General features: G+C 55.2%; 25 protein-coding genes and 1 pseudogene. All 26 read left to right on the top strand.

Translation table 11 applies throughout. The features are described 5' to 3' along the window. Positions 1 to 498 precede the first annotated feature (498 nt). The 26 genes and pseudogenes from ACZ5K9_RS02725 to ACZ5K9_RS02850 all read left to right on the top strand — a co-directional run bounded on the left by ACZ5K9_RS02725 (position 499) and on the right by ACZ5K9_RS02850 (position 25,490). Positions 499 to 2,745, top strand: coding sequence for a tetratricopeptide repeat protein (locus ACZ5K9_RS02725; RefSeq protein WP_464272887.1), 2,247 nt, complete (start codon positions 499 to 501; stop codon positions 2,743 to 2,745). Beyond that, the gene (locus ACZ5K9_RS02730; protein WP_464272888.1) at positions 2,663 to 2,920 is read left to right on the top strand and encodes a hypothetical protein; all 258 of its coding nucleotides are present in this window, start codon (positions 2,663 to 2,665) and stop codon (positions 2,918 to 2,920) included. The genes ACZ5K9_RS02725 and ACZ5K9_RS02730 overlap by 83 nt, the downstream gene beginning before the upstream one ends. 50 nt (positions 2,921 to 2,970) lie before the next feature. Beyond that, the gene (locus ACZ5K9_RS02735) at positions 2,971 to 4,305 is read left to right on the top strand and encodes a sigma 54-interacting transcriptional regulator (RefSeq protein WP_464272889.1); all 1,335 of its coding nucleotides are present in this window, start codon (positions 2,971 to 2,973) and stop codon (positions 4,303 to 4,305) included. 185 nt (positions 4,306 to 4,490) lie between these two features. Then, the gene (flgB, locus tag ACZ5K9_RS02740) at positions 4,491 to 4,877 is read left to right on the top strand and encodes a flagellar basal body rod protein FlgB (RefSeq protein WP_464272890.1); all 387 of its coding nucleotides are present in this window, start codon (positions 4,491 to 4,493) and stop codon (positions 4,875 to 4,877) included. Continuing rightward, on the top strand, positions 4,877 to 5,314 hold the full coding sequence (gene flgC, locus ACZ5K9_RS02745; protein ID WP_464272891.1) for a flagellar basal body rod protein FlgC: 438 nt from the start codon (positions 4,877 to 4,879) through the stop codon (positions 5,312 to 5,314). The genes flgB and flgC overlap by 1 nt, the downstream gene beginning before the upstream one ends. A 23-nt stretch (positions 5,315 to 5,337) precedes the next feature. Then, the gene (gene fliE, locus ACZ5K9_RS02750) at positions 5,338 to 5,634 is read left to right on the top strand and encodes a flagellar hook-basal body complex protein FliE (RefSeq protein WP_464272892.1); all 297 of its coding nucleotides are present in this window, start codon (positions 5,338 to 5,340) and stop codon (positions 5,632 to 5,634) included. Positions 5,635 to 5,660: 26 nt separating this feature from the next. Next, positions 5,661 to 7,241 carry a flagellar basal-body MS-ring/collar protein FliF gene (fliF, locus tag ACZ5K9_RS02755; RefSeq protein WP_464272893.1) on the top strand — a complete coding sequence of 527 codons (1,581 nt, stop codon included), beginning with the start codon at positions 5,661 to 5,663 and terminating at the stop codon, positions 7,239 to 7,241. 3 nt (positions 7,242 to 7,244) lie between these two features. After that, positions 7,245 to 8,246, top strand: a complete 1,002-nt coding sequence (gene fliG / locus ACZ5K9_RS02760; RefSeq protein WP_464272894.1) for a flagellar motor switch protein FliG — start codon at positions 7,245 to 7,247, stop codon at positions 8,244 to 8,246. After that, positions 8,233 to 8,970, top strand: a complete 738-nt coding sequence (locus tag ACZ5K9_RS02765; protein WP_464272895.1) for a FliH/SctL family protein — start codon at positions 8,233 to 8,235, stop codon at positions 8,968 to 8,970. The genes fliG and ACZ5K9_RS02765 overlap by 14 nt, the downstream gene beginning before the upstream one ends. After that, positions 8,954 to 10,315 carry a FliI/YscN family ATPase gene (locus tag ACZ5K9_RS02770; protein ID WP_464272896.1) on the top strand — a complete coding sequence of 454 codons (1,362 nt, stop codon included), beginning with the start codon at positions 8,954 to 8,956 and terminating at the stop codon, positions 10,313 to 10,315. Before ACZ5K9_RS02765 ends, ACZ5K9_RS02770 begins: the two co-directional genes overlap by 17 nt. A 14-nt stretch (positions 10,316 to 10,329) precedes the next feature. Then, positions 10,330 to 10,785, top strand: a complete 456-nt coding sequence (fliJ, locus tag ACZ5K9_RS02775) for a flagellar export protein FliJ (RefSeq protein ID WP_464272897.1) — start codon at positions 10,330 to 10,332, stop codon at positions 10,783 to 10,785. 16 nt (positions 10,786 to 10,801) lie between these two features. Next, entirely contained in the window at positions 10,802 to 11,461 is a 660-nt protein-coding gene (locus ACZ5K9_RS02780) for a MotE family protein (RefSeq protein WP_464272898.1), read from the top strand. 566 nt (positions 11,462 to 12,027) lie between these two features. Further along, positions 12,028 to 13,977 (top strand): flagellar hook-length control protein FliK, encoded by a 1,950-nt coding sequence (locus tag ACZ5K9_RS02785; protein ID WP_464272899.1) that lies wholly within the window; start codon positions 12,028 to 12,030, stop codon positions 13,975 to 13,977. Between the two features lie 18 nt (positions 13,978 to 13,995). After that, positions 13,996 to 14,712, top strand: a complete 717-nt coding sequence (locus ACZ5K9_RS02790; protein ID WP_464272900.1) for a flagellar hook assembly protein FlgD — start codon at positions 13,996 to 13,998, stop codon at positions 14,710 to 14,712. A gap of 65 nt (positions 14,713 to 14,777) precedes the next feature. Next, positions 14,778 to 15,959 (top strand): flagellar hook-basal body complex protein, encoded by a 1,182-nt coding sequence (locus tag ACZ5K9_RS02795; protein ID WP_464272901.1) that lies wholly within the window; start codon positions 14,778 to 14,780, stop codon positions 15,957 to 15,959. Between the two features lie 316 nt (positions 15,960 to 16,275). Then, positions 16,276 to 17,040, top strand: a complete 765-nt coding sequence (locus tag ACZ5K9_RS02800; RefSeq protein ID WP_464272902.1) for a motility protein A — start codon at positions 16,276 to 16,278, stop codon at positions 17,038 to 17,040. A gap of 29 nt (positions 17,041 to 17,069) precedes the next feature. Further along, entirely contained in the window at positions 17,070 to 17,573 is a 504-nt protein-coding gene (locus tag ACZ5K9_RS02805; RefSeq protein ID WP_464272903.1) for a flagellar basal body-associated FliL family protein, read from the top strand. 15 nt (positions 17,574 to 17,588) lie between these two features. Then, positions 17,589 to 18,578 (top strand): flagellar motor switch protein FliM, encoded by a 990-nt coding sequence (gene fliM, locus ACZ5K9_RS02810; RefSeq protein ID WP_464272904.1) that lies wholly within the window; start codon positions 17,589 to 17,591, stop codon positions 18,576 to 18,578. A gap of 159 nt (positions 18,579 to 18,737) precedes the next feature. Then, positions 18,738 to 18,995 (top strand): annotated as a pseudogene (fliN, locus tag ACZ5K9_RS02815) (flagellar motor switch protein FliN); the annotation flags it as partial. A 4-nt stretch (positions 18,996 to 18,999) separates the two neighbouring features. Then, positions 19,000 to 19,302, top strand: a complete 303-nt coding sequence (gene fliO, locus ACZ5K9_RS02820; RefSeq protein ID WP_464272905.1) for a flagellar biosynthetic protein FliO — start codon at positions 19,000 to 19,002, stop codon at positions 19,300 to 19,302. Next, on the top strand, positions 19,299 to 20,069 hold the full coding sequence (gene fliP / locus ACZ5K9_RS02825) for a flagellar type III secretion system pore protein FliP (protein ID WP_464272906.1): 771 nt from the start codon (positions 19,299 to 19,301) through the stop codon (positions 20,067 to 20,069). Before fliO ends, fliP begins: the two co-directional genes overlap by 4 nt. 13 nt (positions 20,070 to 20,082) lie before the next feature. After that, positions 20,083 to 20,352 carry a flagellar biosynthesis protein FliQ gene (gene fliQ, locus ACZ5K9_RS02830; RefSeq protein ID WP_464272907.1) on the top strand — a complete coding sequence of 90 codons (270 nt, stop codon included), beginning with the start codon at positions 20,083 to 20,085 and terminating at the stop codon, positions 20,350 to 20,352. A 35-nt stretch (positions 20,353 to 20,387) separates the two neighbouring features. Then, positions 20,388 to 21,161 (top strand): flagellar biosynthetic protein FliR, encoded by a 774-nt coding sequence (gene fliR / locus ACZ5K9_RS02835; RefSeq protein WP_464272908.1) that lies wholly within the window; start codon positions 20,388 to 20,390, stop codon positions 21,159 to 21,161. Positions 21,162 to 21,225: 64 nt separating this feature from the next. Further along, positions 21,226 to 22,290 (top strand): flagellar biosynthesis protein FlhB, encoded by a 1,065-nt coding sequence (gene flhB, locus ACZ5K9_RS02840; RefSeq protein ID WP_464272909.1) that lies wholly within the window; start codon positions 21,226 to 21,228, stop codon positions 22,288 to 22,290. Positions 22,291 to 22,294: 4 nt separating this feature from the next. After that, positions 22,295 to 24,400 carry a flagellar biosynthesis protein FlhA gene (gene flhA / locus ACZ5K9_RS02845; RefSeq protein WP_464272910.1) on the top strand — a complete coding sequence of 702 codons (2,106 nt, stop codon included), beginning with the start codon at positions 22,295 to 22,297 and terminating at the stop codon, positions 24,398 to 24,400. After that, positions 24,390 to 25,490 (top strand): flagellar biosynthesis protein FlhF, encoded by a 1,101-nt coding sequence (locus ACZ5K9_RS02850; RefSeq protein WP_464272911.1) that lies wholly within the window; start codon positions 24,390 to 24,392, stop codon positions 25,488 to 25,490. Before flhA ends, ACZ5K9_RS02850 begins: the two co-directional genes overlap by 11 nt. Positions 25,491 to 25,504: the final 14 nt, after the last annotated feature.

Consider the following 25,504-nt stretch of genomic DNA (forward strand, 5'->3'; position numbering starts at 1 on the left):
CCGGCTCAGGTCCTTGCATCCGGGCCGACCGGTCGAAACGCCGATCCTCAAAAACGCTGGCCGCCCCGAGCTGTTCAGCCGACGGGAAAGGCCGCTCATCGAGTGGAACCCCTGTGGGGGCGCCGGGCAATTCCTTGTCCGCGGATGGGGAGGTCTTTCTTTTGCTCTCTTTTGCCCGCAGCGATTGGTGTCAAGATTGGCGGTGCCACCCCCACAATGCCCGCTAGGCAAACCATAAGCCCACGCGGAAACTTTCTCGGGCCATCTGAGGTTTCAGCCGAAGACACGGCACCATCCCATCGTCAATTCGCCCTCGGAGCCCCGGCTCCAGCTTTCAAGAATCTGGTATAGGCGTTGCTAATTCTCACAGCGGACGTTCAACGGCTCAGAGGCTTCCCCGCCCGCACCGGTAGGGTGCGCGCATGAGGAAAAGCCCGGAAGCCCTTACCCTGAGCCGTGAAGACCGAGATCGGGGATCCTCTTTTAGGACGAGGCGTTATGAACCGAAAAATGGTTTGGGTCACCGCTCTTTTCCTCAGCGGCGTCTTCCCCTCCCTGGCGTGGGGGAGCACCGTCCTTCATAACGTTCGTATCGGACTTCACCCTACCCATACGCGGCTTGTGCTGGACTGCGAGGGGGATCCCCCCATGGAGGTTTATCATCGAACGGGTCGTGAATGGATGGTCTGTTTTCAGGCTTTGGAAAATCCCCAGGACAGGAAAGTCCTTCCCCAAAAACCTCGAGGCAAGATTCAAAAAGTCCAGTGGATATCCGAGGGGTCTCAACCGTGCCTAAAAGTCTCCTTGAAAGAAAATCTCTCGGAAGCCAAGATCTTTACACTGCAAGATAACCTGAGGCCTCAAAACGGTATTCACCTGGTCATTGACTTTGGGATACCCGGAGTTTCTCAATGGCGATTTCAGAAGGAGGGCAGCACCTCAACACCGGCAAGCGATGGCGGGCAGGACATTCAGAACACTTTGGTATCCTCTGGGACTCCGTCTAACAGGCCAGTCGTCGGTCATCCCGAAACCCAGGAAACCAGCCCTCCACTCAAGCAAGAGACGGCTTTTGAGCTTCCGACGTCCGGATCCTTTCACGATTCGCGGGCATCTTCCACGAAAATCGTCCGATCGATTCAGGCTCAGTCGCCCTATGAACTGGCGGAAATGACCTATGAGGAGTTGAAAAACGGTCTTCCGCACACTGCGGAGCCAATCATTGCCGCTTATCACAGAGCCATCCAAAAAGAGCCCCAAAATCCTCGCCTCTCCTTGGCATTGCTGCGCATGGCGCAAACGTGGGATGCCATCGGTGAAGTCATCAAGGCGGAACGTTATTACCAGCGGCTTATTGACGAACATCCCCGCGATGAACATACGGCTTTGGCGTGGATTCGCATGGGGGAATTCCACACCGGCCGAGGCAACTTCATCGAAGCGCTCAAGGCTTTCCAGGAGGCTTTAAAATTTCCTCTGAAATCACCGGAAATGCAGCGCGCGAAATATGGGGCGGCCCAGGTTTACGTGCAAGCTGGCAAACCCGCGGAGGGGCTTGACGCGTTGAAACGCCTTCTTTCGGAGCACCCCGACGCTTATATCCAGAAGCCGGAAATCTACAGGACCATGGGGGAAGCCGCTTTTGCCCTAAAGGATTTTGCATCCAGCCGGAGCTATCTTTTGCGCTACGTCAACCTGGCTTCGGATATCCCCGATAAAGACATTGTTCTTGCCCGCATCGCCGAAACTTACCTTCAGGAAGGGCAGAGAACCCAAGCTGAAAAGCTTTATGCTTACATAGAAGTCCATTACCCCGATTCCGAAGGGGATCTCATTGGCCAACTTCGCAAGGCCGAATATTACGAGACCCAGAACCCTGAACTCCAAGATGAAGCCTTCAAGATCTACAAAGACCTGGAATTTCGCCCACTCGCGGGTCCGCTAAAGCATTTCGTGCAGTTCAAACTGGCCTACGCCGACTACGTTGCGGGGAGGTATGAAAAGTGTTTGGAACGCATCGACGCGATTCTCAAGACCGCGGAAAAGGTCCCGGTAAATGACGACATTCGGGTCTTACGACAAAAAGTGCTGCACTCCCTTGTCAAGAAGCGTTTTGACGCGGGCGATGCTAGGGGGGTTGTGGATCTTTACTCCGAAGATCCTTTTGCTTTTCAAGACCAAGAAGGTCTGGAAGCCTTGGCGTGTGTGGCTCAGGCCTATGAATCCTTGGGCTTGTATCCAGAAGCCAGGCCACTTTACGAGACTTTGGCACAGAAAGAACTCAAGCCGAAGTGGACATTGGCCGTGGCCCGCATGGCCTACGAAATGGGAGAGCTGGAAAAGGCCCATTCCTTGTGTCTCACCGTGAACGACGCGGCCCTCCTGGATGTCAAAGAACACCTGCTGGTCCGAATCGCTTTCGCCAAGAAGGACTACCCTTCGGTGATCCGTTACGGCGAGGCACTTACAAAACGTCTGGGCGGAGCGGAACGGTGCCCTCACGAGGTGGCCGCCATGGTGGCCCTCAGTTTGTTCGAGACGGGAAAAGAGGAGACCGCCATGCAGTGGGCTGAAGCTTGTTTTCCGCGATCGGATTGGGAAGAGCCATCATTGCTTGTCGCTCTTAGCCTCAAAGGCAGTCGATACCTGGCAAAAAAACCGCATGTACGACCAAGCCGTCCAGTTGTTGGATCGGGGAATCGAAAAGGTTCAGTCGGAAGATCTTCGCAACCAACTGACCTATGAAAAAGCCACCGTGCTCTTGGAACAGGGCAAGAAAGAACAGGCTGAACAGGTCCTCTCGGAATTGCTTCAGTCTTCCAAGGATCTGTGGAAAACCGCAGCAAGACAGAAACTGGACTACCTCAAACTGCACCCTTCGGAGCCTTGGACACCGGGAAAGGACCCCGGCGCCTCCTAACGGTTGAACGAGCTGCACTTCACGGCTCGGGGAGAGGAACACCACGCAAGATGCACGTCGCTTTCTTAGAGAGCCAGCCTACACCGAGCGCCGCGCTGCGCCATGTGGTGGAGAATCTTGGACACCGCTGCACCACCGTGCGAACCCTTACCCAGGCGTTATCGCTCGTGGAAGAAAACCCTCCACAGGCGGCTTTCGTCACCTTGAACGGAAAGGGAGACGAGGTCTTCCAGTTCCTTGAGGCCGTGCAGTCCCTGGACGAACCGTTTCCGGTTATCGTCCTGAGCCCCGATCCCTCTTTAGAAGACGCCGTCCGAGCCATGCAAAAGGGCGCCCAAGATTTTTGGGTTTTGCCCGTCTCCACCCAAAAGGTCGAGCAGACGGTTTTGTGGCTTGAAGAGCGTCGACGGAACGAAGCGCGGCGAACGGCCACCGTGATGACAGAGAACTCTGATGAGATCATCACGCGCAATCCGCTCATGCTGAAACTCAAAGCCGTGGCGCTCAAAGTAGCCGCCAGCGACGCGACGGTCTTCATCCAAGGGGAGAGCGGCACTGGAAAAGAACTTTTTGCTCGTTTCATTCACCGACACAGCCGCAGGTCACGGGGACCCTTTTTGGCCGTCAACTGCGCGGCACTGCCGGAAAACCTATTGGAAAGCGAACTTTTTGGGTATGAAAAGGGGGCTTTTACGGGAGCCAACCGGTTGAGGAAGGGCAAATTCGAACTGGCACACCAAGGGTCGCTGCTTTTGGATGAAATCACCGAGATTCCAACCCACTTGCAGGCGAAGCTCTTGCGCGTCCTTCAGGAAGGGGAAATCGACCGACTCGGGGGGCGTTACCCCGTGCCCATTGACGTGCGCGTTCTCACCACCACCAACCTGAACGTGGCGGAAGCCGTCCGCGAACAGCGCTTTCGAAAAGATCTCTACTACCGGTTGAACGTCATTCCCTTGAAGATTCCACCACTGCGGGACCGTCTCGATGACATCCCTGTCTTGGTTGATCACTTCCTCCGGCGTTTTCAAAAAATACACGGGACCACCACACGCGACGTCTCTCCGGAGGCTTTACGAAAACTCCAAGAGTATTCTTGGCCCGGCAACGTCAGGGAATTGGAAAACGTCCTCCAAAGGGCCGTCTTGCTTTCCGAAAACCCTGTTCTCGCGCCTGAGGATTTAGAATTCGATCCGGTGGAGGATCTTGCCGAGGCGGCCATTCCGCTCATGAGCATCGAAGCCATGGAGCGTCAAATGATTCAAAAAGCCTTGGCAACCACCGAAGGGAATCGAACCCGGGCGGCTGAGATCCTAGGGATCAGCGTCCGAACCCTCCGCAATAAGCTCCATGAATATGCCCAGGACTTCCCGCCGGGGACATGATCACGCTGTCAATTTGATGACACATTCGCCCGCCCCATGCGGCGTGAACTCCCTGCTTGCGTGAGCACCGGCCCCCTGTTTTCCCTCTCTCCATGACGTGTCGGCCGGAGCGGCACGCCTGGTATGAGCCTTGCTTCTTTGCCAAGTGGACTGTCGTTTCGCAGGATATCATCCAGGAGGACATTATGGCGGAGATGCATCCCATTGACCGCACTGTGGGCTTGATGCAGGACCGGCTGAACCTGAACGCCCTCACTCAAAAGGTTGTAGCGGCCAATGTGGCCAACATGAACACGCCGCGCTACGTCGCTAAACGCCTTTCTTTCCAGGAGGCGCTCAAGGAATCGATGGAAGAGGACGGGATGCCTTTGGTAAGGACGGCGGCAGGCCACCTCGAGCCCATCTCCTTGGAGGAACATCTCAAAGAGCCTGAAGTCGTGGAAACCGGGCCTGTAGATTTGGATGCGGAAATGATGCTCTTGGCCCATAACAGCGTTGAGTATCAATTTATTCTGACCATGCTCAATAAGAAATTCAGTTTATTGCGCACGGCCATTGAAGGAGGGCGCTAATGGATTTTGATGCGGCCATGAGAATCAGTGCTTCGGGGCTTCACGCTCACCGAGCGTGGATTAACGTTCTTTCCGCAAATCTCGCCAATATTCACACGACCCGCACTCCCGAAGGAACTCCCTATCGACGGAGAACCCTCATCTACGAGAGCGTGCCTGCGGACGAAACTTTCGAAGCGGCGCTGCGCGAAGCGCAGGAGGGGGAATTGGAGCGGGTGGAGGTCTCGGCCGTCGTCCCGGATGGGCGGGATTTTCGGATGGTCTATGACCCCAACCATCCGGATGCCGATGCCAATGGTATTGTGCGCCTGCCCAACATCAATCCCGTGGAAGAAATGGCCAACATGCTCAATGCCGCTCGTTCCTACGAAGCCAATCTTGCGGCGTTGAACACCGCCAAGAACTTGGCACTCAAGGCCCTGGAATTGGGCCGCTGAGGCGCCATTAGGAGGCCACGTCGATGCGAATCGAAAACCCCTGGAAGCCCATCCATAGTCTCCACGAGATGGAGCGGGGTCCCGCCGGCCCTGGCAAGGAGCCCACATTTGTTCAGGAACTGAAAAACGCCGTGGGACAAGTCAACACCCTCCAGAACGAAGCTGAAGAGGCCATGAAAAACGGGGCATTACGGGGTGCGCAAAACATTCACGAAACCATGATCGCCCTTCAAGAAGCAGAACTTGGGCTCAAAATGCTGGTCCGTTTCCGAGATAAGGCCCTTGAAGCTTATCAAGAAGTCATGCGCATGCAATTTTAGCCCCATGAAAAGGAGGCTTTTTATCTATGGACAAACTAAGGCTCCTTTTCGCCAAAGCCCGGGATACCTTCGTTGGTCTTTCTCTCCCCCAGAAGATCCTCTCCATCGGTTCTGTGCTCCTTTTCTGTGGGAGTATGGCCTACTTGGTCTATACGATCAACCGTGTGGAGTATGCACCGCTGCTGTCCGACTTGTCCGAAAAGGATCTGGCATCCATTGTGGATGTGCTCAAAGAAAAGAAAATCCCCTATAAATTGGCCGGATCCCATGCCGTATCCGTCCCGAAGGAAAAGCTTTACGAGACGCGCCTCTTGCTTGCCTCAGAGGGACTTCCCAAAGGCTCCGGAGCCGGCTTCGAAATCTTCGATCAGCAGCGATTGGGCAGCACCGAATTCGTGCAGCAGATCAATTATCAAAGAGCGCTCCAAGGGGAGCTGGGACGCACCATTTCTCAAATGGAACAGGTTCAGGAATGCCGTGTTCATTTGAGCCTCCCCGAGGAGGCGCTGTTCAAAGAAGATCAGAAACCGGCCCGGGCCTCGGTGTTTCTCAAATTACAGCCCGGCGCCAAGCTCGGCCCGAAGCAGTTGCACGCCATAGCGCATTTGGTTTCAAGCGCCGTCAAGGGCTTGGATCCTGAAAACGTCACGATCATGAGCACAGACGGCAAGGTGTTTTTCAAAAAAGACGGAAGCGCAGAAACTCAAGAGATGAACCCGGCTCAGCTGGAACTCAAAAACCGTCTGGAAGACGATCTGCGCGCAAAGGTCGAAGGCATGCTGGCCCGCGTCTTAGGTCCCGACAAGGTCACGGCTCAGGTGGCTGTGGAGCTGGATTTCAGCCGCATCCAAATTGCCGAAGACATCTACGATCCAGACAGCGCCGTCGTGCGCAGTCAACAAAGAACTCTGGAAAACGCTCAGGGAGTGGCACCCCAGGCCCGGGGGAATCCTGACGCCCCCATCAACATCGAAGGAAAGGTGTTGGAGGGTGAGGAAAAACAGCAGAAGAGCCTGAATCGACAGAAAGAGACGGTCAATTACGAAATCAATCGAATTAATCGTCAAATCGTGAGAGCCCCTGGAACCATCAAAAAACTCTCTGTGGCCGTGATTGTGGATGGCCCTTATCAGCTCCAGCCGGGGCAAGACGGAAACATGGAGAAGGTTTTTGTGGGTCGCAGCCCCCAGGAACTGAAAACACTCGAAGAACTGGTCAAGAAAGCCGTGGGGTTCGATGACGGTCGAGGGGATCAAGTCACCGTCTCCAACGTGGCCTTTAACTCCGAAGAGATGGTTCCGACAAATCTTCCCCCGGAAAACAAGGTCGTCGCCCTCCTGCGCAAGTACCAGCAACTCCTTCTGAACGTCCTGCTGACGATCCTGGTCTTTGTTTTCGTGGTCCGGCCGTTCATGAAGCGGTTTCAGAAGATGGGAGAACAAGCCTCAACGGCCGAACTTCCCCCTGCTCTTCCGGAAGGCGCCGCCGAACCTTTGTTGGAAACGCCCCGTGAGCTGCCTCTGCGTGATCAGGTGATCGCCCTGGTCCAGGAAAACCCCGTGCAGGCGGCCCAAATTATCCGGTTGTGGATGCGCGAGGAGGCATAAACGATGGCCAAAATGACCGGTGTCCAAAAGGCGGCGGCAGTCCTCTTGGCCCTGGGGGAGGCCGGTTCCGCCAAGATTCTAAAAAACCTCACCTCTCAGGAAATCCAGAAGCTGGGTTCCCAAATCGCTCGGATGGAAACCGTGAGCAAGGAAACCGTTGATGAATTGTTGACGGAGTTCCTCAAACACATGGAACAAGAGCCGGCCGTGCAGATCCCCGGAAACATCTTTCTGAAAAAACTGCTGCCCGCCGTTCTTCCCCCGGAAGAGGCCGGTGCAGTGCTCAACAAGATCGACGAAGAAAACCAAAAGATCCCTTTCAAAAACCTGCAAGATGTGGATTCCCGGGTGCTCGCCAATTTCATCAAGAACGAGCATCCTCAAACCATCGCCATCATCCTCGTGCATCTAGAACATGAAAAGGCAAGCGAGATCCTTTCCCTCCTGCCGGAAAACATTCAATTCGAAGTAACTAGCCGGATCGCCACTCTAGAGACGGTGCCTCCCGATCTGCTTCGGGAAGTGGACGACGTGTTGGAAAAGGAGCTCCTCTCCATGGCCGATCAGGGCTACAAGGTCGTCGGCGGCGTCCAGACGGTCGCCGAACTTCTTAACCGATGCGATCGCCGCACCAGCGACAACATCCTCCAAGCTCTGGAAGACTACGATGCAGAACTTGCCGACAGCGTCCGCAATCTCATGTTTGTCTTCGATGATCTGGTCAACGTCAACGACCAAGGCATCCGCGAACTGCTCAAGGAAATTACCAACGAGGATCTGACATTGGCGCTGAAGACCGCCTCCGAAGAAGTCAGGCAAAAGATTCTCAAGAACCTCTCCCAGCGCGCTGCCCAGATGCTCCTGGAAGACATGGAGGTCATGGGGCCCGTGCGCTTGAGCGATGTGGAAGGCGCGCAGCGCAACATCCTCAATGTCGCGCGCAAACTGGAAAAGGAAGGCCGACTGATTTTGAGCAGAGGAGACGGCGGCGATGCCCTCGTTTAAGGTGCTCAAAGGAACCCAACCGGCCAGCGTGGAACGTTTCGCTTTTGAACCTCTTGAAACGGAGTTACGAGGCGACACATCCTTGGACAAATCTTGCCCAACGGCCCCAGCCCCGCCCACTGCCGAAGGGTCTCCGAGCTCCGACCCTTTGGACAATCTAGAACAGATGGTTCGCCAACGTCTCCTGGAAGCCCAACGGCGTGCCGAAGAGTTGGAACGGGAAGCTTACCAAAAGGGGTACGAACAAGGGCAAAAGGATGGTTACGCGTTCGGGTCCAGCAGCATTGAAAAAATACGGGAGCGTTTGGAAACGTTGGCCGATGCCTTCGAACATATCCCATCACAAGTTTTACGAGATTATCGACATTGGCTCATCGAGGCTGCGTTAACCCTCAGCCGGCATCTCCTGACCGCTGCAGTGTCTTTGAATCCCTCGGCTGTGGAAACCCTGGTGGATCAGATCCTCGATCACATGGATCGGTCTCACACCGTCACCGTCGTGCTGCATCCCAAGGACCGGGATCTTTTGCAAAAACACGGCATGTTACAACGATGGCTTTCTGCTCCCGCTGACGGCGGCGGGCCCGTCAGGGTTGCGGTGGATCCGCAGATGAGTCGAGGCGGCTGCCGGGTCTATAGCGATTTGCAGGAAATCGACGCACAGGTTGAAACCCGGGTGAAAAATTTGCGCGAGGCCCTATTTTCCAATGAGCTTCCCACATGATCTAAGTGCCGATAACGCCGATAACAGCGATTATCTTGGTCTTGGCAATGTCCTGGCTCAGGTGAAGCAGGCAGCCTCTTGGACAACCTACGGCAAGGTTTCCGCTGTAGTGGGCAATCTCATCGAAGTCGTCGGCTTGGAGGCCACTGTCGGGGATATTTGTCGCATCTATCCCAAGGACAATTCCGCACCTGTGGCGGCCGAAACCGTGGGATTCGTGGGCCGGCGCCTCAAGCTCAGCCCCTTATCGCCTCTTCGGAGCTTGGCCCCCGGCGATAGGGTTGCCCTAGACCCCAAATCCTCTTCGTGCCTGGTATCTCTCAACCTGCTGGGCCGTGTCATCGACGGGATGGCTCACCCTCTGGACAACGGGGGCCCTATTCGCGACGGGGTTTCTTATCCGTTGCGCACAACAACGCCCAACCCCTTGAGTCGTCCCATTATTTCGCAGCAACTGGATGTGGGAATCCGAGCTATCAACGGCTTATTGCCCATCGGCAAGGGCCAACGCATGGGTATTTTCGCCGGCTCCGGCGTAGGCAAAAGCACACTCCTTGGCATGATGGCGCGTTACACCTCGGCTCCAGTCAATGTCATCGCCTTGATTGGTGAACGCGGTCGTGAGGTCAACGAGTTTTTGGAGTCGGAACTGGGACAGGAAGGCCGACGCCGCTCGGTTGTGGTCGTGGCCACATCCGATCAACCGGCCACTCTACGGGTCCGGGCGGCTTATGTGGCCTGTGCCGTCGCCGAGTTTTTTCGCGACCAGGGATTGGATGTCTTGTTTATGATGGATTCCGTAACCCGGTTCGCCATGGCTGCGCGGGAAATTGGCCTGGCGGCCGGGGAACCCCCGGCCACTAAAGGCTACCCTCCAAGTGTTTTCGGGCTCCTGCCGCAGCTGTTGGAACGGGCCGGAAGTTTTCACAAGGCGACCATTACAGGAATCTACACGGTTTTGGTGGAAGGAGACGATCTGGACGACCCTATCGCTGACACTGTACGCTCCATCCTCGACGGCCACATCGTCCTGGACAGGGAGTTGGCTCACCGACGCCACTACCCTGCCATCGACCCGCTGAAAAGCGTCAGCCGATTGACAGACCGGATTCTGGATTCTGAAACCAAAAGCCTTGCCACCCGGTTCATCGAGATCCTCGCGGACTACAAACGCAGTGAGGACATGATCCAAATCGGGGCATACGTTCGAGGAAGCCATCCGCCAACGGATTATGCCGTGCAAATGATCGATAAGTTGACGGCCTATTTAAAGCAGCCGGTGGAGGAACGCTGCACGATCGAACAAGCCCACCATGCCCTAAAGACCCTCTTCGAAGAAAAGTGAGCAAGGAAACTCTCGTGGGCTTCGTGTTTCGATTGTCAAAACTCTTGGAACATCGACGTCATCAACGTCGGGAGGCCCAAGTGGCTCTCGCACGCGCCGTGGAGCAAGCCGCCCACGCCGAAAGGGTGGTGGCCGAAGTGCACCAAGCGTTGGAGAGCTGTCGGCTCCTTTGGGAAGAAAGGTCCCGGAAGGGTCTGCCAGTGGGCGAACACTTGGCGTTCCTGAACTACCTCACCGCCTTGGAACGACAGTTGCTAGAAGCCAAGATGGCGAGAGACCACGCACGGCGCGTCGTTCAAGAAAAGCAAAAACTCCTCATGGAAAAGGACCAAGAGGTCAAAAAGCTGGAGCGGCTGGAAGAGGTCGACTATGAAAGATTCCGAAGTCATCAAAAGAAAAGAGAACAAAAAACACTCGACGAACTCGGGGCCCGATCCAAGTTCGACCCCCGGCGAGAGCAGGGTCTCTAACCCGAGCAGCCCAAGGATGAAACCAGCGGCAAGGTGCCCGCTGGTCAAGGTCGCTACTTCCCTTCTGCTGGTCCTGGCCGTGTGTAAATTGGCGGTGACGACCATTCGGTTTTTCCCTGAAAACCTCTCCATCATCGCCCATGCTCCTCAAGCGGTCGGCATCCCCGAAGTGCATGCTCAAGAAACTCCCCGTGCGGCAATGGCCGCCAGTGCGCCGGCGAAACCGGAGCCGCCCAATGAGCCGAAACAACAAAACACCGAGGCGAACTTCATCAGCCCGGAAACATGGACTGCCATTAGAGAACAAAAAAAGATTCTTGAATCTAAAGAGATGGAGCTCAAAGAGCGGGAAGCTCGACTGCGCGAAATGGAAAGAGAAATTGAAAATCGCTTGAAAGAACTTATCTCCGTGCAGGAGAAGATCAAGCAAGCTCAACAAGAAATCCAGGCTTTTCGGGAGGAACGTGAACAAGCTCGAAATGCTCAGGTTCAAGCTTTGGCCAAAATTTACGGCAACATGAAACCCAAGGAAGCCAGCCAACTGCTGGAAACCTTGGAAGAACCCTTAGCCGTCAAGGTCATCAGCTTGATGAGCCCCGATCAGGTCGCCAAAATCCTTGCCTCCATGGAAACCAAGAAAGCCGCCAAACTCTCCCGAGCCTTAACAGGTCGCTGACCTGCACGGATCCTCTTTCATGTTCGCCCTTTAAATTTCCACACCTCCACACGAGCGCAAGAGATGTTTCCACCTCCAGCCAAGAAAGGTAACCTTTCCCCTCAGCGCCGGCTGCGGGCGAGGAGGGGAACTTTTTTCTGCTCCAAGAGCATCACGGGTGTTTGAAACTCCCAGCCTTGAGATCATTCAGGGTCACCCGGCATGATTCTTCGTGCTTAAGATCCACAACCTGAAGCGGCCACGTAAGACTTCGAATTGTTCCCAACAACCCGGACCATGAGCCGCCACCACACTCTTTAGGAACCAATCCTGACGGGGGCACGGTGACAGGACCATCGGGAGTCGGTGAAGTCTCCCCATCTCTTACCGTGGGCATCAGTGCATGTTTTGCTCGGGGCGGAGAAAAATTTTCCCCATCCCACCCTGGAAACCACGGTTCCGAAAAGAGCATCTATTTGATTTAGCTATATTTTCTTTTCGTCTTCCGTCTGGCATTGGCCTTGCTCTTCAACCCAACGAAAATCGTCGAGTGCATGACCACTCAAGAACCGGAAAGAGGGAGAGGAATGAAAGGACTGTCCATCGGCCGATCTGAACTTGTGAGCCGGTTTGTGGCTAGCGAACGTGGGCGGTTGAGTCGATCCTTAGAGTCTATGGTCTTTGCAGTGGAAATGCAGAATGAAAGTCAGCTACTTTTGGGACATTCAACGAGTGCTATTTCTCCGCCCGTGCCCGTCGCTGACAAGACATTTAACTCCTTAGGATTTTCCCCCACACCATCATCAATCCTTGGAAGTGAAGTCGCGGAAAAGGCCCACCTGGAAATTGCCGATCCGCTTCTGGTCCAAGAAATCCTCGCCACATTTCATGTCAGGGCGGATCTCATGAAAAAGGCGGCATCCCTTACGGGTGATGAGAGAGCCCTGCCTTTGGATGAACTAATCACCATTCTCGAAAACAGTCAGACCGACTCCTGTGGAGAGGAGTTCTCGACAGAGTACCTTTCAGACGAGGTTTTCCGAAAACTGCTCGACGCCATCCGTTGGTCGGATGATAAGCATAAGGCGCTGGCACAACCCCAAGCTCTTGTCCGAAATGCGGCCCATGATCTCTCCAGCGTCACGGAAACGTTGAAGAGCTTTCTCGCAGCCACGGCAAATCAACAACAAAACACCCACACTGAGAAAAACGCTCATCTCCTGTCTTCCACCAAGGCCACGGTGCTTTCCCCGGAGGAGTTCGGACTGGCCGGCGTTGCCGACGCCTCCGCAGAAGATCTCGCCTATCCGCCCAAACCCCAGCCATTCAGCGTGTGGTCGAATTTTGCGAGTGATCGGGCGTCTGGGGACTTTGTTTTAGAAAATGTCCAGGAAGTCGAAAGATCTGGTGAGAAAGCGGCTTCCGCCGAGATTCTCGAACCCGGTGATCATGACAACCAACAAGCCTTGGGGAGTCAAATCCACATTGAGAACCCGGCACTGGAAGTGCTGTCAACCCCGAGCAATGGCTTAGAGGAAGCTTCACAAGCCTTCGCGGGACCCAATTCCATACAAGAGACAACTCTTCGACAATACGCAGACAAAATCTCTCCGCTGATAGCCGTGCCCGCAGACACGGCCGATCTCTCTGCCGCCGAGGCCGGCTTTGAAGAAAGTAAACCGGTTGTCTTCCGTCCATTGAATCCATCGGTTCCAGGAACGAAGGAGTTCGCTTTCCATGATCACATCCCAGATGTTTCGGATTCTTCGGCAGACGTTCAAAGGTCGAGTGGTCCTGATGCGATGATGGTCTCCTGGGACCCCACAGGCGACGTCTTGGATATCGTTTCGGAACCGTCTGAAGTCTTTGATCCCAACAGCCTAGAGGATCTTGTTGAAGCGCGGATCCTTGCCCTCGGTCGCAATGGGGCAAGCACTAATTCTTCGGGGGGCGATCCGTCCCCGTTCGGCGGCGGGTCCGCTGAGTCTCGAGAGGGTCTTTTGGAGCCAAACCCACAGGGTGTCCCCGCGGGGGGAACAGCTTTCCCTAATGTGGCCGTGCAGCACCCGTTATCGACGGCAGAGTCCGAGACCCCGATGACTCTGTCTTTTCTCCAGGAGGAATGGCCTTCTCACTTGGGCCAGAAACTCACTCACCTTGCCCGCAGCGGCAAGAGCTCCATGATGTTGGAGCTCGAGCCAGAAAACCTCGGCAAACTCATCGTTCGGGTCGAAACAGACGGCACCCGAGTGAGCGCCGTGGTGCAGACAGAACACCCAACGGTTCGCGAAATGCTCCAGCGCAGCATGACGTCTCTGCGGGAAGTGCTCGCGGACCAAGGTCTCCAGCTGACCCAATTTTCGGTGGACGTGCGCCAAGGCAGTGCATCGTTTGCCGAAGGAAATCCCACTCCGTGGCTGCACAACGACTCATTTGACGCAATATCGCCGGCTGATAACGGCAGCCCAGAGAAAGCTATGAACGTCCTACATGTGCTAGATGTCGGGACCGGCAGAGCCCTCAGTGTCCACGTCTAGAATTTCCGGAGGATCAAAATGGCCGTCTCATCGGTTCCAGCGTTAAGCCAAGCCGCCTCGAATTCCTCAATGACCGAGACAGTCGGAGGAGCAAATCTTTCGGACATGAACGCTTTTCTCATGCTGTTTACGACACAGCTGCAGCATCAAGACCCCACAAATCCCATGGCCGCCTACGAAATGGCAGCTCAGTTGGCCCAGTTCAGCACCGTGGAAAAACTCACACAAGTGCATGCCCAACTGCAATCACAACAGAACTATCTCATTTCCATCAACAACGCCATGGGGGTGCAGCTGCTTGGAAAACACATCGTGGCGCAAGACAACCACCTCCAGCTCAAGGACGGGACGGTTTCAGGGGCCGGCTTCGTTATGGAAAGTCCAGCCGAGGTGAAAGTGTCCATCACCGATGCGTCCGGAAACACCGTCCGCACCCTCTCTTTGGGATCTCTGGAAGCCGGCCGGCACGAGTTCACCTGGGACGGCAAAGACGATGAAGGCAAGTCCGTCCCCAACGGGTCCTACACGTTTTCCGTCGAAGCCGTCGGGCCTTCCGGGGAATCCATCGGTGTGCAACCTTTAGTTATGGGGGAAGTTTATGGATTCGTTATGGAAGAAGGTGTGAACTATGTGGTTTTGGAGCATCACCAAGGGATTCGCGTTCCTGTCAGTTTCATCACCACCATCGAGACTGTTGCACCGGAAAGCGAAACGACGGAATACACGGAGGCGTGACGCACCGGCACGGCCAATCAGGCTCCTTTTGTGAGCCACGACGAGAAGGATAAAGGAGGTCAATCATGGGAATCAGCCAAGCGATGAATATCGGCGTCAGCGGACTCAACGCCAGCGCCACTGCTTTGACGGTGGTAAGCGACAACATCGCCAATGTGAATACCACGGCCTTTAAGAGCAACAGCGTGCGGTTCGGGGACCTTGTGGCCGGATACTATTCCACCTTGTCTCAGGATTCAGACCGTGAGGGTTCGGGAACGGCCATTATGGGGATTGTCACGCAGTTTTCCCAAGGCCCGCTCATCAGCACTACACGTTGGTCCGACGTGGCTATTAACGGCGAGGGATTTTTCAGCCTCCAGGTGCCGGGAACCACGAATATCTACTACACCCGGGACGGAAGCTTCCATATGGACAAAGATGGCTACTTGGTTAACGAACTCGGCTATCGGGTACTGAACCGAGAGGGAAATGCCATCAAGGTGGATAACCCTAGCGACCCGCGTTTCAGCAATTATTACGTGGACAGTAACGGCCAGATCTGGGGGACACCGACGGATCCCGCACAGGTGGTGATCTACGCCCCGAACGCCAACCAGTCCCCTAAAGCCTATGGAAGCGTTTACATCAAGGATCCGGTCAACGGTGACATCACCATTACCCTGAATGACGGCACAGAACTTGTGCTCACAGTGGGAGAAGACGAGACCTTCCACATTCAATTCAATACCGACACCGACGGCGACGGCGAAATGGATGCGTTTACCGGCGCGATCAATCTTTCTGAGTTTTCCCTGGACGAAACCGATCTGGATGGGGACGGCACACCCGACCTTCCCGGCATCAGCCCTGATGCGGCACCCGGTTATTACACCGTCTCCGAAGTGGCCTCCACCCTCGCCAGCGGCGAAAGTTGGACCGATGATAATTGGATGGCAACCTCCAACGATCCGCAACCGATCCTGGACGGGCAGTTGCGCGTATCCACCTTCGCCAACAACAACGGGTTGATCCGACAAGGCAACAACCTCTACACTCAGGGGCCGGAGTCCAAATTCCCAATCCACGGCACGGCCAATGACGGCATCCGAGGCAACATTTTCAGCTCCACCATCGAAGGGTCCAACGTAGACATCGCCAAAGAAATGGTCAACATGATCACCTATCAAGCAAGCTACAACGCCAATTCGAAAACCATCACCACCGCCGCAGAACTTCTCAACACTGCGGTCAATATGGTGCGTTAGTCAAAGGGTGGAGACCCGGACGGGCAACCCGGAATCCCGGCTTCAGCCGGGATTTTTTTACAAATAAAGCTCTTGATCCCACACACCGGACACTGCACGCGCCCGCCAAAACTTCGGACCTCGGCAAATTGTCAATTCTTTGACTTAACGGGACTGACTGTTCTTCTAAAGCGGTCGCTCCCCCATCATTTTATTTGGTGCACTCCTTGGCGCGAGGATTGCTAATCTCGCCGTGGCGGGAGTCCTTTCGGGCACCGCCAGCGGACGGATTAACCTACTTCACGCGAGGTCTCAACAGAGAGGTCGACAGGGTTCTATGGATATTGCAACGGTCGTGGGTATCGTTTCCGCCTTTGCTCTCGTCGTGGTTTCCATCATGATGGGAGGAAGTCTCGGCCTTTTCATCAATATCCCTTCGATCATGATCGTTTTCGGAGGGACGATCGGTGCCACCATGATCAATTATCCCCTCGCCGATCTCCTCAGCGTGGTCAAGGTGGTGAAAAACGTCTTTTTCACCAAGGTGTGGAGCACTCAAGAGGTCGTGGACCGTTTCGTTGAATTCGCGAACAAATCTCGGCGCGAAGGGATTTTGGCCCTGGAGTCCGAAGTCCCAACGCTGAACGATCCTTTTCTCGTCAAAGGTCTCCAGCTCACCATTGATGGGATGGAACCCGATGCCATAAGAGACATCATGGAAACGGAAATCGCCTATTTGGAAGAGAGGCACAAGTCCGGCGCCGAGATTTTGACAACTATGGCGACGTTCTTTCCGGCCATGGGAATGATCGGCACCCTCATTGGTCTCGTACAGATGTTGGCCACGATGGATGACCCGAGTACCATTGGGCCGGCCATGGCTGTGGCCCTGCTCACCACTTTCTACGGAGCCATAGCCGCCAACCTCGTTTGTCTCCCTATGGCTGGAAAACTCAAAAAAAGAAGTCAGGAAGAAACACTGGTCAAAGAAATGATCATCAGCGGCATTGTCAGCGTCGCCAACGGGGAAAACCCCAGAGTCATTGAACAAAAACTCCATTCGTTCGTGGCGCCGAGCGCCAGAACGAGCCGATTTGACTAAGGGTGCAAAAACTGGCTGAGGAGAGCGTCATGGCATCGAAGAAAAAAGGGGCTGATGAGAAGGCTCCGGCCACCGAGGAAAAGCCGAAGAAGGGATCGCCGATCCTCAAAATCATCATTGTGGTTGTCGTTTTGGGTGTGCTCGGAGGGGGCGGATTTTTCGCCTACACCAAGTTTTTCGCCAAGGCGAGCGGACCACCCCCCGAAGCCCAAGCCAACCTCCCCGCGCCCAAAACCGTATTGAAGAGTCTCGACACCTTCCTGGTGAATCTTGCGGATCCAGGCGGGGAAAGGTATCTCAAGATCACCATGCAGCTCAACCTGAGCAGCGATGCCGTCTCCCAAGAAATTGACACGCGCATGGCGGAGCTTCGAGATTCCATTCTGCTTCTCCTGTCAAGTAAAGAATACGACGATATTTCAAGCCTTTCAGGAAAATTGGCGTTGAAAAAAACCCTGATGAACAACCTCAATCGGGTCCTCAAGCAAGGTGTCGTGCAGGATATCTATTTCACAGAATTTTTGGTCCAGTAGTCACGAGACGAAGCCATGGAGCAAGTGTTATCCCAAGACGAAGTCGATGCCCTCCTGAGAGGGTTAAGCGACGGAGAAATCGAGACGGATACAGCGGCGTCCGCCGTTGAGGACCAGAGTGGTATCCGTCCCTACGATCTCACCAGCCAGGACCGTATTATCCGTGGGCGGATGCCGACCCTGGAGATCATTAACGATCGATTTGCCCGGGTACATCGCGTGACCCTGTCCGGCGCCTTGCGCAAGGTGGTGGATATCACGGTAACCCAAAAGGAAATGATAAAATTTGGGGATTTTACCCGCACGCTTCCCGTGCCCACCAGCCTGCATGTGCTGAAGATGGAGCCGTTTCGCGGCCATGTCCTCCTCGTCGTCGAAAGCCGCCTGATTTTCAATTTGGTGGACTGCTTTTTCGGCGGCTCAGGTCGGAGCAGCTTCAAAATCGAGGGGCGCGACTTCACCTCCATCGAACATCGCGTCATCAACAAGGTGGTGCGAATGGCCTTGAAGGACTTGGAACAGGCCTGGAATCCCGTCACCCCGGTGTCGTTTAAATTCGTGCGTTCGGAAGTCAATCCCCAGTTCGCCACCATCGTGCCACCGACCGAATTGGTCATCGTGGTTCACTACGAATTGGAGATGGACACCTTGATGGGCAAGATCATTCTGTGTCTCCCTTATTCCACCATCGAACCCATCCGATCCAAACTGTCCGCCAGTTATCAAAGTGATCAGCTGGAAGTGGACTATTCCTGGACACGGCGCTTCATCCGACGACTGCGCGAAATCCCCGTCCAGATCTGTGTGCATCTAGGACGAACAGAGATTAAAGGACAGGACCTCCTGCGGTTGGAAAAGGGCGACATCATCGTTTTGGACCAAGACGTGAATCATCCTTTAACCGTCAATGTCGAAAGGGTGCCCAAGTACAAGGCTTTTGCCGGTGTCCATAAGGGCAATCATGCCGTGAGAATTGTCGAATACATCGTATCGTCCCAAGAGTAATCGCCAACGAGAGGGGTTCCCGTCATGGCCGAACAAAATGTCTCGAAGAATTCCATTCAATTGGATCCCATGGAAGTTCCTAGGGTGACCGAGGCTTCCGCCGGGAGCAAGGATACCGACGAAGGAGAAAACGCCGAGGCACACCTCAAGCGAGAGATTCGAGACCTGGAATTTATACTGGACCTGCCCCTGGAAGTTTCCGTGGAACTGGGCCGGGCCAAACTCCTCATCAACGACCTTCTTCAGCTCGGCCAAGGGTCCGTGGTGGAACTCAACAAGTTCGCCGGAGAACCATTGGAGATTCTTGTGAACAATCGCCTGGTGGCTCGAGGGGAAGCTGTCGTCGTCAACGAAAAATTCGGCGTGCGCATCACCGACATTGTCAGCCCGATGGAACGGGTCAAACAATTAGGCTAGCAGCATGGATATCACCCTTCAGCTTATCAAGATCCTAGGAGCCGTCACGCTCGTTCTCACGTTGCTTTGGGGCGCCACCTACGCGCTCAAACGCTGGGGGGGCATGGTGAAAGGATCGGACAAATCATGGATCCACGTTTTGGAACGTCGCTATCTCGGACCGAAGCACTCTCTGCTGCTCGTACGTGTTGCGGAAGAAACCGTGCTCCTTGGGCTGTCCCCACAAGGGATTTCCTTTCTCACCTCCCTGGATGTGCAAAGGGCAGCGCCTGCCGGCATCCCGAATCCAGAGGATGAATCGCCATGATCAATCGCCGCCTTTTATTGATCGGCGCCATCCTTGTGTGTGCCCTGATGGTAGGCATCTCGGCGCCGGAGGGTGCATGGGGTGCCGACATCAAAGCGCCCGCCTTCCGACTCAGCTGGGACGAGCCATCGGCGCCGGATCAGGTCTCCAATCTCCTGAAGATTCTCTTCGTTCTCACGATAATGTCCGTCGCCCCGTCGATCTTGCTGCTCATGACCTGTTTCACACGTCTGGCGGTGGTGTTGTCCTTTCTACGAACGGCCCTGGGCACACAGCAGTCTCCCCCAAATCAGGTGATTGTCGGCTTGGCCTTGTTTCTCACTTCGGCCATCATGTGGCCCGTGTGGCAGGACATTCACCGGGAGGCGGTGGTCCCGTTTCAGAACCAGGCCATCGGCGGAGAGGCATTTATTGAGCGGGCCGTGGGCCCACTCAAAACTTTCATGATGAAACAGACACGAACGAAGGACCTGCAACTCTTCGTCTCTTTAACGCAGCAGGAAAAACCCCAAAACCCGGACGATGTCCCTCTGTCCGCCGTCGTGCCCGCGTTTGTCATCAGCGAACTGAAGACCGCGTTCCAGATTGGATTTCTCCTCTACATCCCTTTTCTGGTTCTGGACATGGTGGTGGCAAGTGTCCTTCTGTCCATGGGAATGATGATGCTTCCGCCGGTTATGATCTCGCTCCCTTTCAAGCTCATGCTTTTCGTCCTGGTGGACGGCTGGAATCTTCTCATAGGTTCCCTGGTCAAGAGCTTTTCATAAGGACATACGCCCCATGACCCAGGAATTCGTCATTGGCCTCGCCCGCCAGGCTCTGGAAACCATGCTGATGGTAAGTTTGCCTGTACTGCTCACCAGCCTGGTGGTGGGCGTGCTTATCAGTCTGTTTCAAGCCGTCACCCAAATTCAGGAAATGACCCTGACCTTTGTCCCGAAAATCATCATCACTTTCCTTGCCCTGCTCGCCTTCGGGTCCTGGATGACGGGACGGATGATTTCATTCACCCGAACCCTGCTGGAAAACATGCCCTATTGGATCCGCTGACAAAGAAACGGATCCCGACGGGATGATGCCTTATCATGATCTCTGTTCACATCGATACGGTGCAGATCCGGATTTTCCTGAGTGTCTTTGTGCGCCTGAGTCTGGTGTTGTTTCTTCTGCCCGTCTTTCGGACACGTCAGGTGCCTGCGCCTGTGAAAGTGTGGTCGGTCTGGGCGCTGGCGTGGTTGGCCACCCCCTTTGCCGCTCCGTCTGTCCCCCCTCTGCCTCTGGAGCCTCTTCCCCTTGCGGGGATGATCCTCAGTGAGCTCCTCTACGCCATGTTCTTCGCTCTATCCATGAACATCATCTTCGGGGCCTTCCACATGGCCGGGCAGATCCTTTCTTTCCAGATGGGGCTTGGTTTTGCCCAGGTGGTGGACCCGCAAAGCGGCGTTCAGGACGTGCTCCTCAGCCAATGGCTCCAAATCCTGGCCACCCTGTTTTTTTTCGCCATTCAGGGCCATCACGTGGTGATCCGCACGTTCCTCGAAAGCTTTCACTCCGTCCCCGTCGGGGGTTTTCTTCCTACCCAGAACACGCTCCAGAACCTCCTCGTCCTTTCCGGACGCCTGTTCGTCATCGCCTTGAAAATCGCCGCTCCGGTGATGAGCGCCCAACTGTTACTTCAAGCCGGCTTTGCCGTGGTGACCAGGTTCTCTCCCCAAATCCACATCCTCATGGTGAGCTTTCCCATTACCATTGGGGTTGGCATCTTCTTTGCCCTCCTGTCGTTGCCGGAATGGGCCAAATCTGTCGCCGAAACCCTGCGCATGATGCTGAAATTCTTCCGAGCCGTCGGCCTTGTCTGAGAACGTCGGGTGATTGACGCTCCACGTGTCAGCACACCCGCGATCCTAAGGGGGAGACGCGTCCATGGCGGGAGCCCAGGAACGCACGGAAAAACCAACGGCGAAGCGCTTAGCGGAAGCTCGCCGGAAGGGCAACGTCGCCAAAAGTCAGGAGCTGACTGCCCTGGCGGTGATCGGTGTGGGCTGCGTTGCCGCAACCCTGGAGATCCGGGCGCTGCCTGAGCAATTTCGCGCGCTGCTGGATCGCTTCTGGAGCTACGGACTTCTTCATTCCGATGAATGGTGTACTGGAACCTCGCTGGCCATTGCGGTTTTTCACGCCTTCTTCACGATGGCGGCGCCGGTGGTCTTGCCCATTCTCCTGACCGCCGTCGCCATCAATCTCGCACAGCTCAAAGGGTTTATGTTCGCCCCGAAAGCCCTCGAGCCCAAGTTTTCCAAGCTTAACCCCCTGAACGGTCTGAAGCGCTTCGCCCAGACCCGCATGCTCATGGAGACGGCCAAATCCTTTCTGAAAATCGTGGTCGTCGGAGTCGTTCTCTATACCGTCTTCCAAAGCGAAGAAGAATCGCTGGCGGCTCTGGTTCATATGGATCTTGTGGACGTGGGTCGGGAAACGGGCCGCATCGTTTTCCGTTTCCTGTGGAAAGCCGGCGGCTTCTTGCTGGTCCTGGCCGTGCTGGATTTTGCCTATCAGCGTTGGCAGTACATCAAGGATCTCATGATGACCAAGCAGGAAGTCAAAGAGGAGCACAAACAGGCTGAAGGCAACCCCCAGATCAAGGCCCGAATCCGCTCCATCCAAAGAAGTCTCGCACGGCAACGCATGATGGCCAAGGTGCCCAAAGCCACGGTGGTGGTTACCAACCCCACCCATTATGCCGTCGCCCTTCTTTACCGGGAAGGTTTTCAGGCTCCCAAGGTCGTGGCCAAAGGCATGAACCTGATCGCTCAAAACATCATCCGCATTGCTCGAGAACACCAAATCCCCGTGGTCCAAAATCCCCCTTTGGCACGAGCCTTGTATCACCAAGTGAAGCTGGATCAGGTGATCCCAGAAACCCTCTATCGAGCTGTGGCCAAAGTTCTGGCGTATGTTTATCAACAACGTCGCAAGCACATAGGATGAACCCATGACGAGCTCAACGTCACCCGGCTTGTTTCGAGTGCGGTGGAATCTCAAAGGTTTGAGCGACGCCGATGCGGTGCTGGGCGTCGGTGTCGTGGCCGTCTTGGCCGTGATGCTTCTGCCTGTTCCCAGCCGGGTTCTAGACGTCCTCCTCGCCATCAACATTTCCTTTGGGGTCCTCATCTTGCTGACCACCATCTACACAACCAAGCCGCTGGATTTCGGAATTTTTCCAACCTTGTTACTCATCACGACCCTCTTTCGGCTCGCTTTGAATGTGGCCAGCACCCGCCTCATCCTCCTCAAAGGAGATCAAGGAACCGACGCCGCAGGGCACATCATCCAAGCGTTCGGGCAATTTGTTGTGGGCGGCAACTACGTCATCGGCTTGGTAATCTTTGTGATCCTCGTGATCGTCAATTTCGTGGTGATCACCAAAGGCACGGAACGCATCTCCGAAGTCGCCGCCCGCTTCACTTTGGATGCCATGCCCGGAAAGCAAATGAGCATCGATGCAGATTTGAACGCCGGACTCATCGACGAAAAAAAGGCTCGGGAACGGCGAACCGAAATCATGCGGGAAGCCGATTTTTACGGGAGCATGGACGGGGCAAGCAAGTTCGTGCGCGGTGATGCCATGGCGGGCATCTTGATCACCTTGATCAACATCTTCGGAGGATTGGCCATTGGCGTCCTCCAACAGGGCATGGAGGTGGTGGAGGCGCTCAAAAACTACACCCTGCTGACCGTCGGGGACGGCTTGGTGTCCCAAATCCCCGCCCTGATCATCTCCACTGCGGCGGGGGTCCTCGTGAGCCGTGCCGAGTTGGACCAGGGAATGGGCGAATCCTTTAAGAGTCAGCTGGCATTGAGCCCGAAACCTCTGGGGATCACCGGAGGAATGCTGTGCGCGCTCGCCCTGGTGCCCGGCTTTCCTTTCGTGCCGTTGGTGCTCGTCGGCGGCAGTCTCATCGGTCTGTCCTATCAGAAGACCCAACATCAGAAAGCCAAAGCCCGTCAGGATCAACACAGTGCCGCCGAGAAGAAAAAGGAAGACAAAACGTCCCCCGCCCTACCGCCCCCTTTAGATCTCTTGGAGTTGGAAGTGGGCTACGGTTTGATCCCGCTGGTTGACGGGGAACATCCTTCGGACCTCTTGGGTCGTATCCGTTCCATTCGTCAGCAGCTCGCTTTGGAATACGGCATCGTTGTCCCCTCGTTGCATGTACGGGACAACTTGCAACTCAAACCGTCGGAATACCGGCTTCTGCTCAAAGGAAACCCCATTGGCCGAGCCGAGCTTATGCTCGGGCATCACCTGGCGTTGCCCACATCCGACCGCCACCCGGCAGTGGAAGGTCTTCCCACCAAGGACCCGGCCTTTGGGCTACCGGCCCTGTGGGTTCCTGACAAGAGCAAGGAAGCCGCCGCACGCGCGGGGTACACCCTCATCGATCTTTCGACAGTGGTGGCCACACATTTGACGGAACTTTTTAAAAAGCACGCCGACGAATTCCTCACACGTCAGACCGTCCAAAAGCTTTTGGACATGGTTGCCCAATCTCAACCCAAGCTCATCGAAGAATTGACCCCCAACCCGTTGCCTTTGGGTGTCATCCAGAAAGTCCTTCAAAACTTGGTCCGCGAGAAGGTTTCCATCCGGGACCTCCAGACTATCTGCGAAACCCTGGCTGACCACGGAGCGATGACCAAGGATCCCGAAATTCTCACAGAATATGTGCGCCAGGCCTTGGCCCGCACCATCACCCGACCCTATGAAAAGGAAAACGGCCGACTCTACGTGCTTACCGTCCATCCCCACCTTGAAGAAAAGTTGGCCCAGAGCATCCAGAAAACAGAACACGGGTCGTTCCTTTCCATTGATCCGGATCTGCTCCACAAGATCGTCCAGTCTACCACCACCGAGGTGCAACGGGCGGCCAACGACGGCCACCACCCCGTGATCCTCACTTCACCCATGGTGCGGCGACACCTCAAGAAGATTTTGGAACGCTTCTTGCCTGATGTGGTGGTGATTAGCCACAGCGAGTTGAGCAGTTTGTCGGAAATCCAATCTGTCGGCATGATCCGAGGAGTCCATGCAAGTTAAGACTTTTGTCGCGCCGACTATGCAGCATGCTTTGGAATTGGTTCGCCGGGAATTGGGATCTGATGCGATTCTCCTGGGGAATCGAAAAACCAAGAATTCCGAGGGAAAACCGTGCGTCGAGATCACGGCCGCCGTGGATCGAGCAGACTCGAAGGATTTTACGCCACAAGAGTCTCTGCTGGACGCTCCTCGTTCGACCCCTCAAGACCCCATTCTTCAGGAACAGCTCGAAGACATCCGAGGCTTGCTCTCCCTGATGCTTTCGGCGAAAGACGCCTTCCTGCGCCTGCACCGTCAAGAACCTGTTTCCGAGCTGTTTCAACACCTCCTCCTTCGGGGATTAAACGAGAAAACCGCCTTTAGCCTCCTCCACCACGTCCTTTCCCAGTCCCCCACCGAGGCGCCCGACAAGAGTCAACTTTTGGACGCCTTGTCATGTCAACTCACTGACAAAGTACGCCTGATGGATCCTTTCGCCGAGGTTCCGCAAGGGGGAGAGCGTCCTCGACTGTATGTCTTCCTGGGGCCCACAGGCGTGGGAAAGACAACAACTCTGGCAAAAGTGGCGGCTTATCTCAAGTTGAAGCGTCGCGTTCCCATTGGATTGATCTCTTTGGACACCTACCGCATCGGCGCATTGGACCAGCTAAAAACCTACGCGGACATTTTGGATGTGCCTCTGAAGGTGGCCCAGACCCGCCTCGAACTGGTATCGGCTCGGGAGTCCCTGAACGGGTATCCCATTGTTCTCGTGGACACCACTGGTCGAAACTACCTGAATGGCACCAGCATCCGGGACCTTCAGGAAATCTTTCAGGATCTGGATGAAGTCTCCCATTTCTTGGTCTTGAGTGCCACGGCCAAAGATGAGGATCTGCGGCAGGTGATTCAGCGATTTCGTCCATTGGGCCCGGAAAGCCTCATTTTCACAAAAATCGACGAGACCCTGACTCCGGGAACCATTTTGAACCCTTTGCTGCGTTTCCCCTACCCTTTGTCGTATCTCGGCGTGGGCCAGAGGGTTCCCGAGGATCTGGTTAGAGCGACCCACAAACGCATCTCGGGCTTCATTTTTCCGCGCGGCCAGTGAAGAGATTGAGGAGA

Source organism: Desulfosoma profundi, assembly GCF_055387865.1.

Excerpts from the sequence above, each read along its gene's own strand:
- ACZ5K9_RS02770 (WP_464272896.1), top strand. The coding sequence starts at position 8,954 with ATGAGCTTCCCACATGATCTAAGTGCCGATAACGCCGATAACAGCGAT.
- ACZ5K9_RS02800 (WP_464272902.1), top strand. The coding sequence starts at position 16,276 with ATGGATATTGCAACGGTCGTGGGTATCGTTTCCGCCTTTGCTCTCGTC.
- flhB (WP_464272909.1), top strand. The coding sequence starts at position 21,226 with ATGGCGGGAGCCCAGGAACGCACGGAAAAACCAACGGCGAAGCGCTTA.
- ACZ5K9_RS02780 (WP_464272898.1), top strand. The coding sequence starts at position 10,802 with ATGAAACCAGCGGCAAGGTGCCCGCTGGTCAAGGTCGCTACTTCCCTT.
- ACZ5K9_RS02805 (WP_464272903.1), top strand. The coding sequence starts at position 17,070 with ATGGCATCGAAGAAAAAAGGGGCTGATGAGAAGGCTCCGGCCACCGAG.
- flhA (WP_464272910.1), top strand. The coding sequence starts at position 22,295 with ATGACGAGCTCAACGTCACCCGGCTTGTTTCGAGTGCGGTGGAATCTC.
- ACZ5K9_RS02785 (WP_464272899.1), top strand. The coding sequence starts at position 12,028 with ATGAAAGGACTGTCCATCGGCCGATCTGAACTTGTGAGCCGGTTTGTG.
- fliQ (WP_464272907.1), top strand. The coding sequence starts at position 20,083 with ATGACCCAGGAATTCGTCATTGGCCTCGCCCGCCAGGCTCTGGAAACC.
- fliG (WP_464272894.1), top strand. The coding sequence starts at position 7,245 with ATGGCCAAAATGACCGGTGTCCAAAAGGCGGCGGCAGTCCTCTTGGCC.
- ACZ5K9_RS02850 (WP_464272911.1), top strand. The coding sequence starts at position 24,390 with ATGCAAGTTAAGACTTTTGTCGCGCCGACTATGCAGCATGCTTTGGAA.
- ACZ5K9_RS02735 (WP_464272889.1), top strand. The coding sequence starts at position 2,971 with ATGCACGTCGCTTTCTTAGAGAGCCAGCCTACACCGAGCGCCGCGCTG.
- ACZ5K9_RS02730 (WP_464272888.1), top strand. The coding sequence starts at position 2,663 with ATGTACGACCAAGCCGTCCAGTTGTTGGATCGGGGAATCGAAAAGGTT.
- fliP (WP_464272906.1), top strand. The coding sequence starts at position 19,299 with ATGATCAATCGCCGCCTTTTATTGATCGGCGCCATCCTTGTGTGTGCC.
- ACZ5K9_RS02765 (WP_464272895.1), top strand. The coding sequence starts at position 8,233 with ATGCCCTCGTTTAAGGTGCTCAAAGGAACCCAACCGGCCAGCGTGGAA.
- ACZ5K9_RS02790 (WP_464272900.1), top strand. The coding sequence starts at position 13,996 with ATGGCCGTCTCATCGGTTCCAGCGTTAAGCCAAGCCGCCTCGAATTCC.
- fliF (WP_464272893.1), top strand. The coding sequence starts at position 5,661 with ATGGACAAACTAAGGCTCCTTTTCGCCAAAGCCCGGGATACCTTCGTT.
- fliE (WP_464272892.1), top strand. The coding sequence starts at position 5,338 with ATGCGAATCGAAAACCCCTGGAAGCCCATCCATAGTCTCCACGAGATG.
- ACZ5K9_RS02795 (WP_464272901.1), top strand. The coding sequence starts at position 14,778 with ATGGGAATCAGCCAAGCGATGAATATCGGCGTCAGCGGACTCAACGCC.
- flgB (WP_464272890.1), top strand. The coding sequence starts at position 4,491 with ATGGCGGAGATGCATCCCATTGACCGCACTGTGGGCTTGATGCAGGAC.
- fliR (WP_464272908.1), top strand. The coding sequence starts at position 20,388 with ATGATCTCTGTTCACATCGATACGGTGCAGATCCGGATTTTCCTGAGT.
- fliM (WP_464272904.1), top strand. The coding sequence starts at position 17,589 with ATGGAGCAAGTGTTATCCCAAGACGAAGTCGATGCCCTCCTGAGAGGG.
- fliO (WP_464272905.1), top strand. The coding sequence starts at position 19,000 with ATGGATATCACCCTTCAGCTTATCAAGATCCTAGGAGCCGTCACGCTC.
- flgC (WP_464272891.1), top strand. The coding sequence starts at position 4,877 with ATGGATTTTGATGCGGCCATGAGAATCAGTGCTTCGGGGCTTCACGCT.
- ACZ5K9_RS02725 (WP_464272887.1), top strand. The coding sequence starts at position 499 with ATGAACCGAAAAATGGTTTGGGTCACCGCTCTTTTCCTCAGCGGCGTC.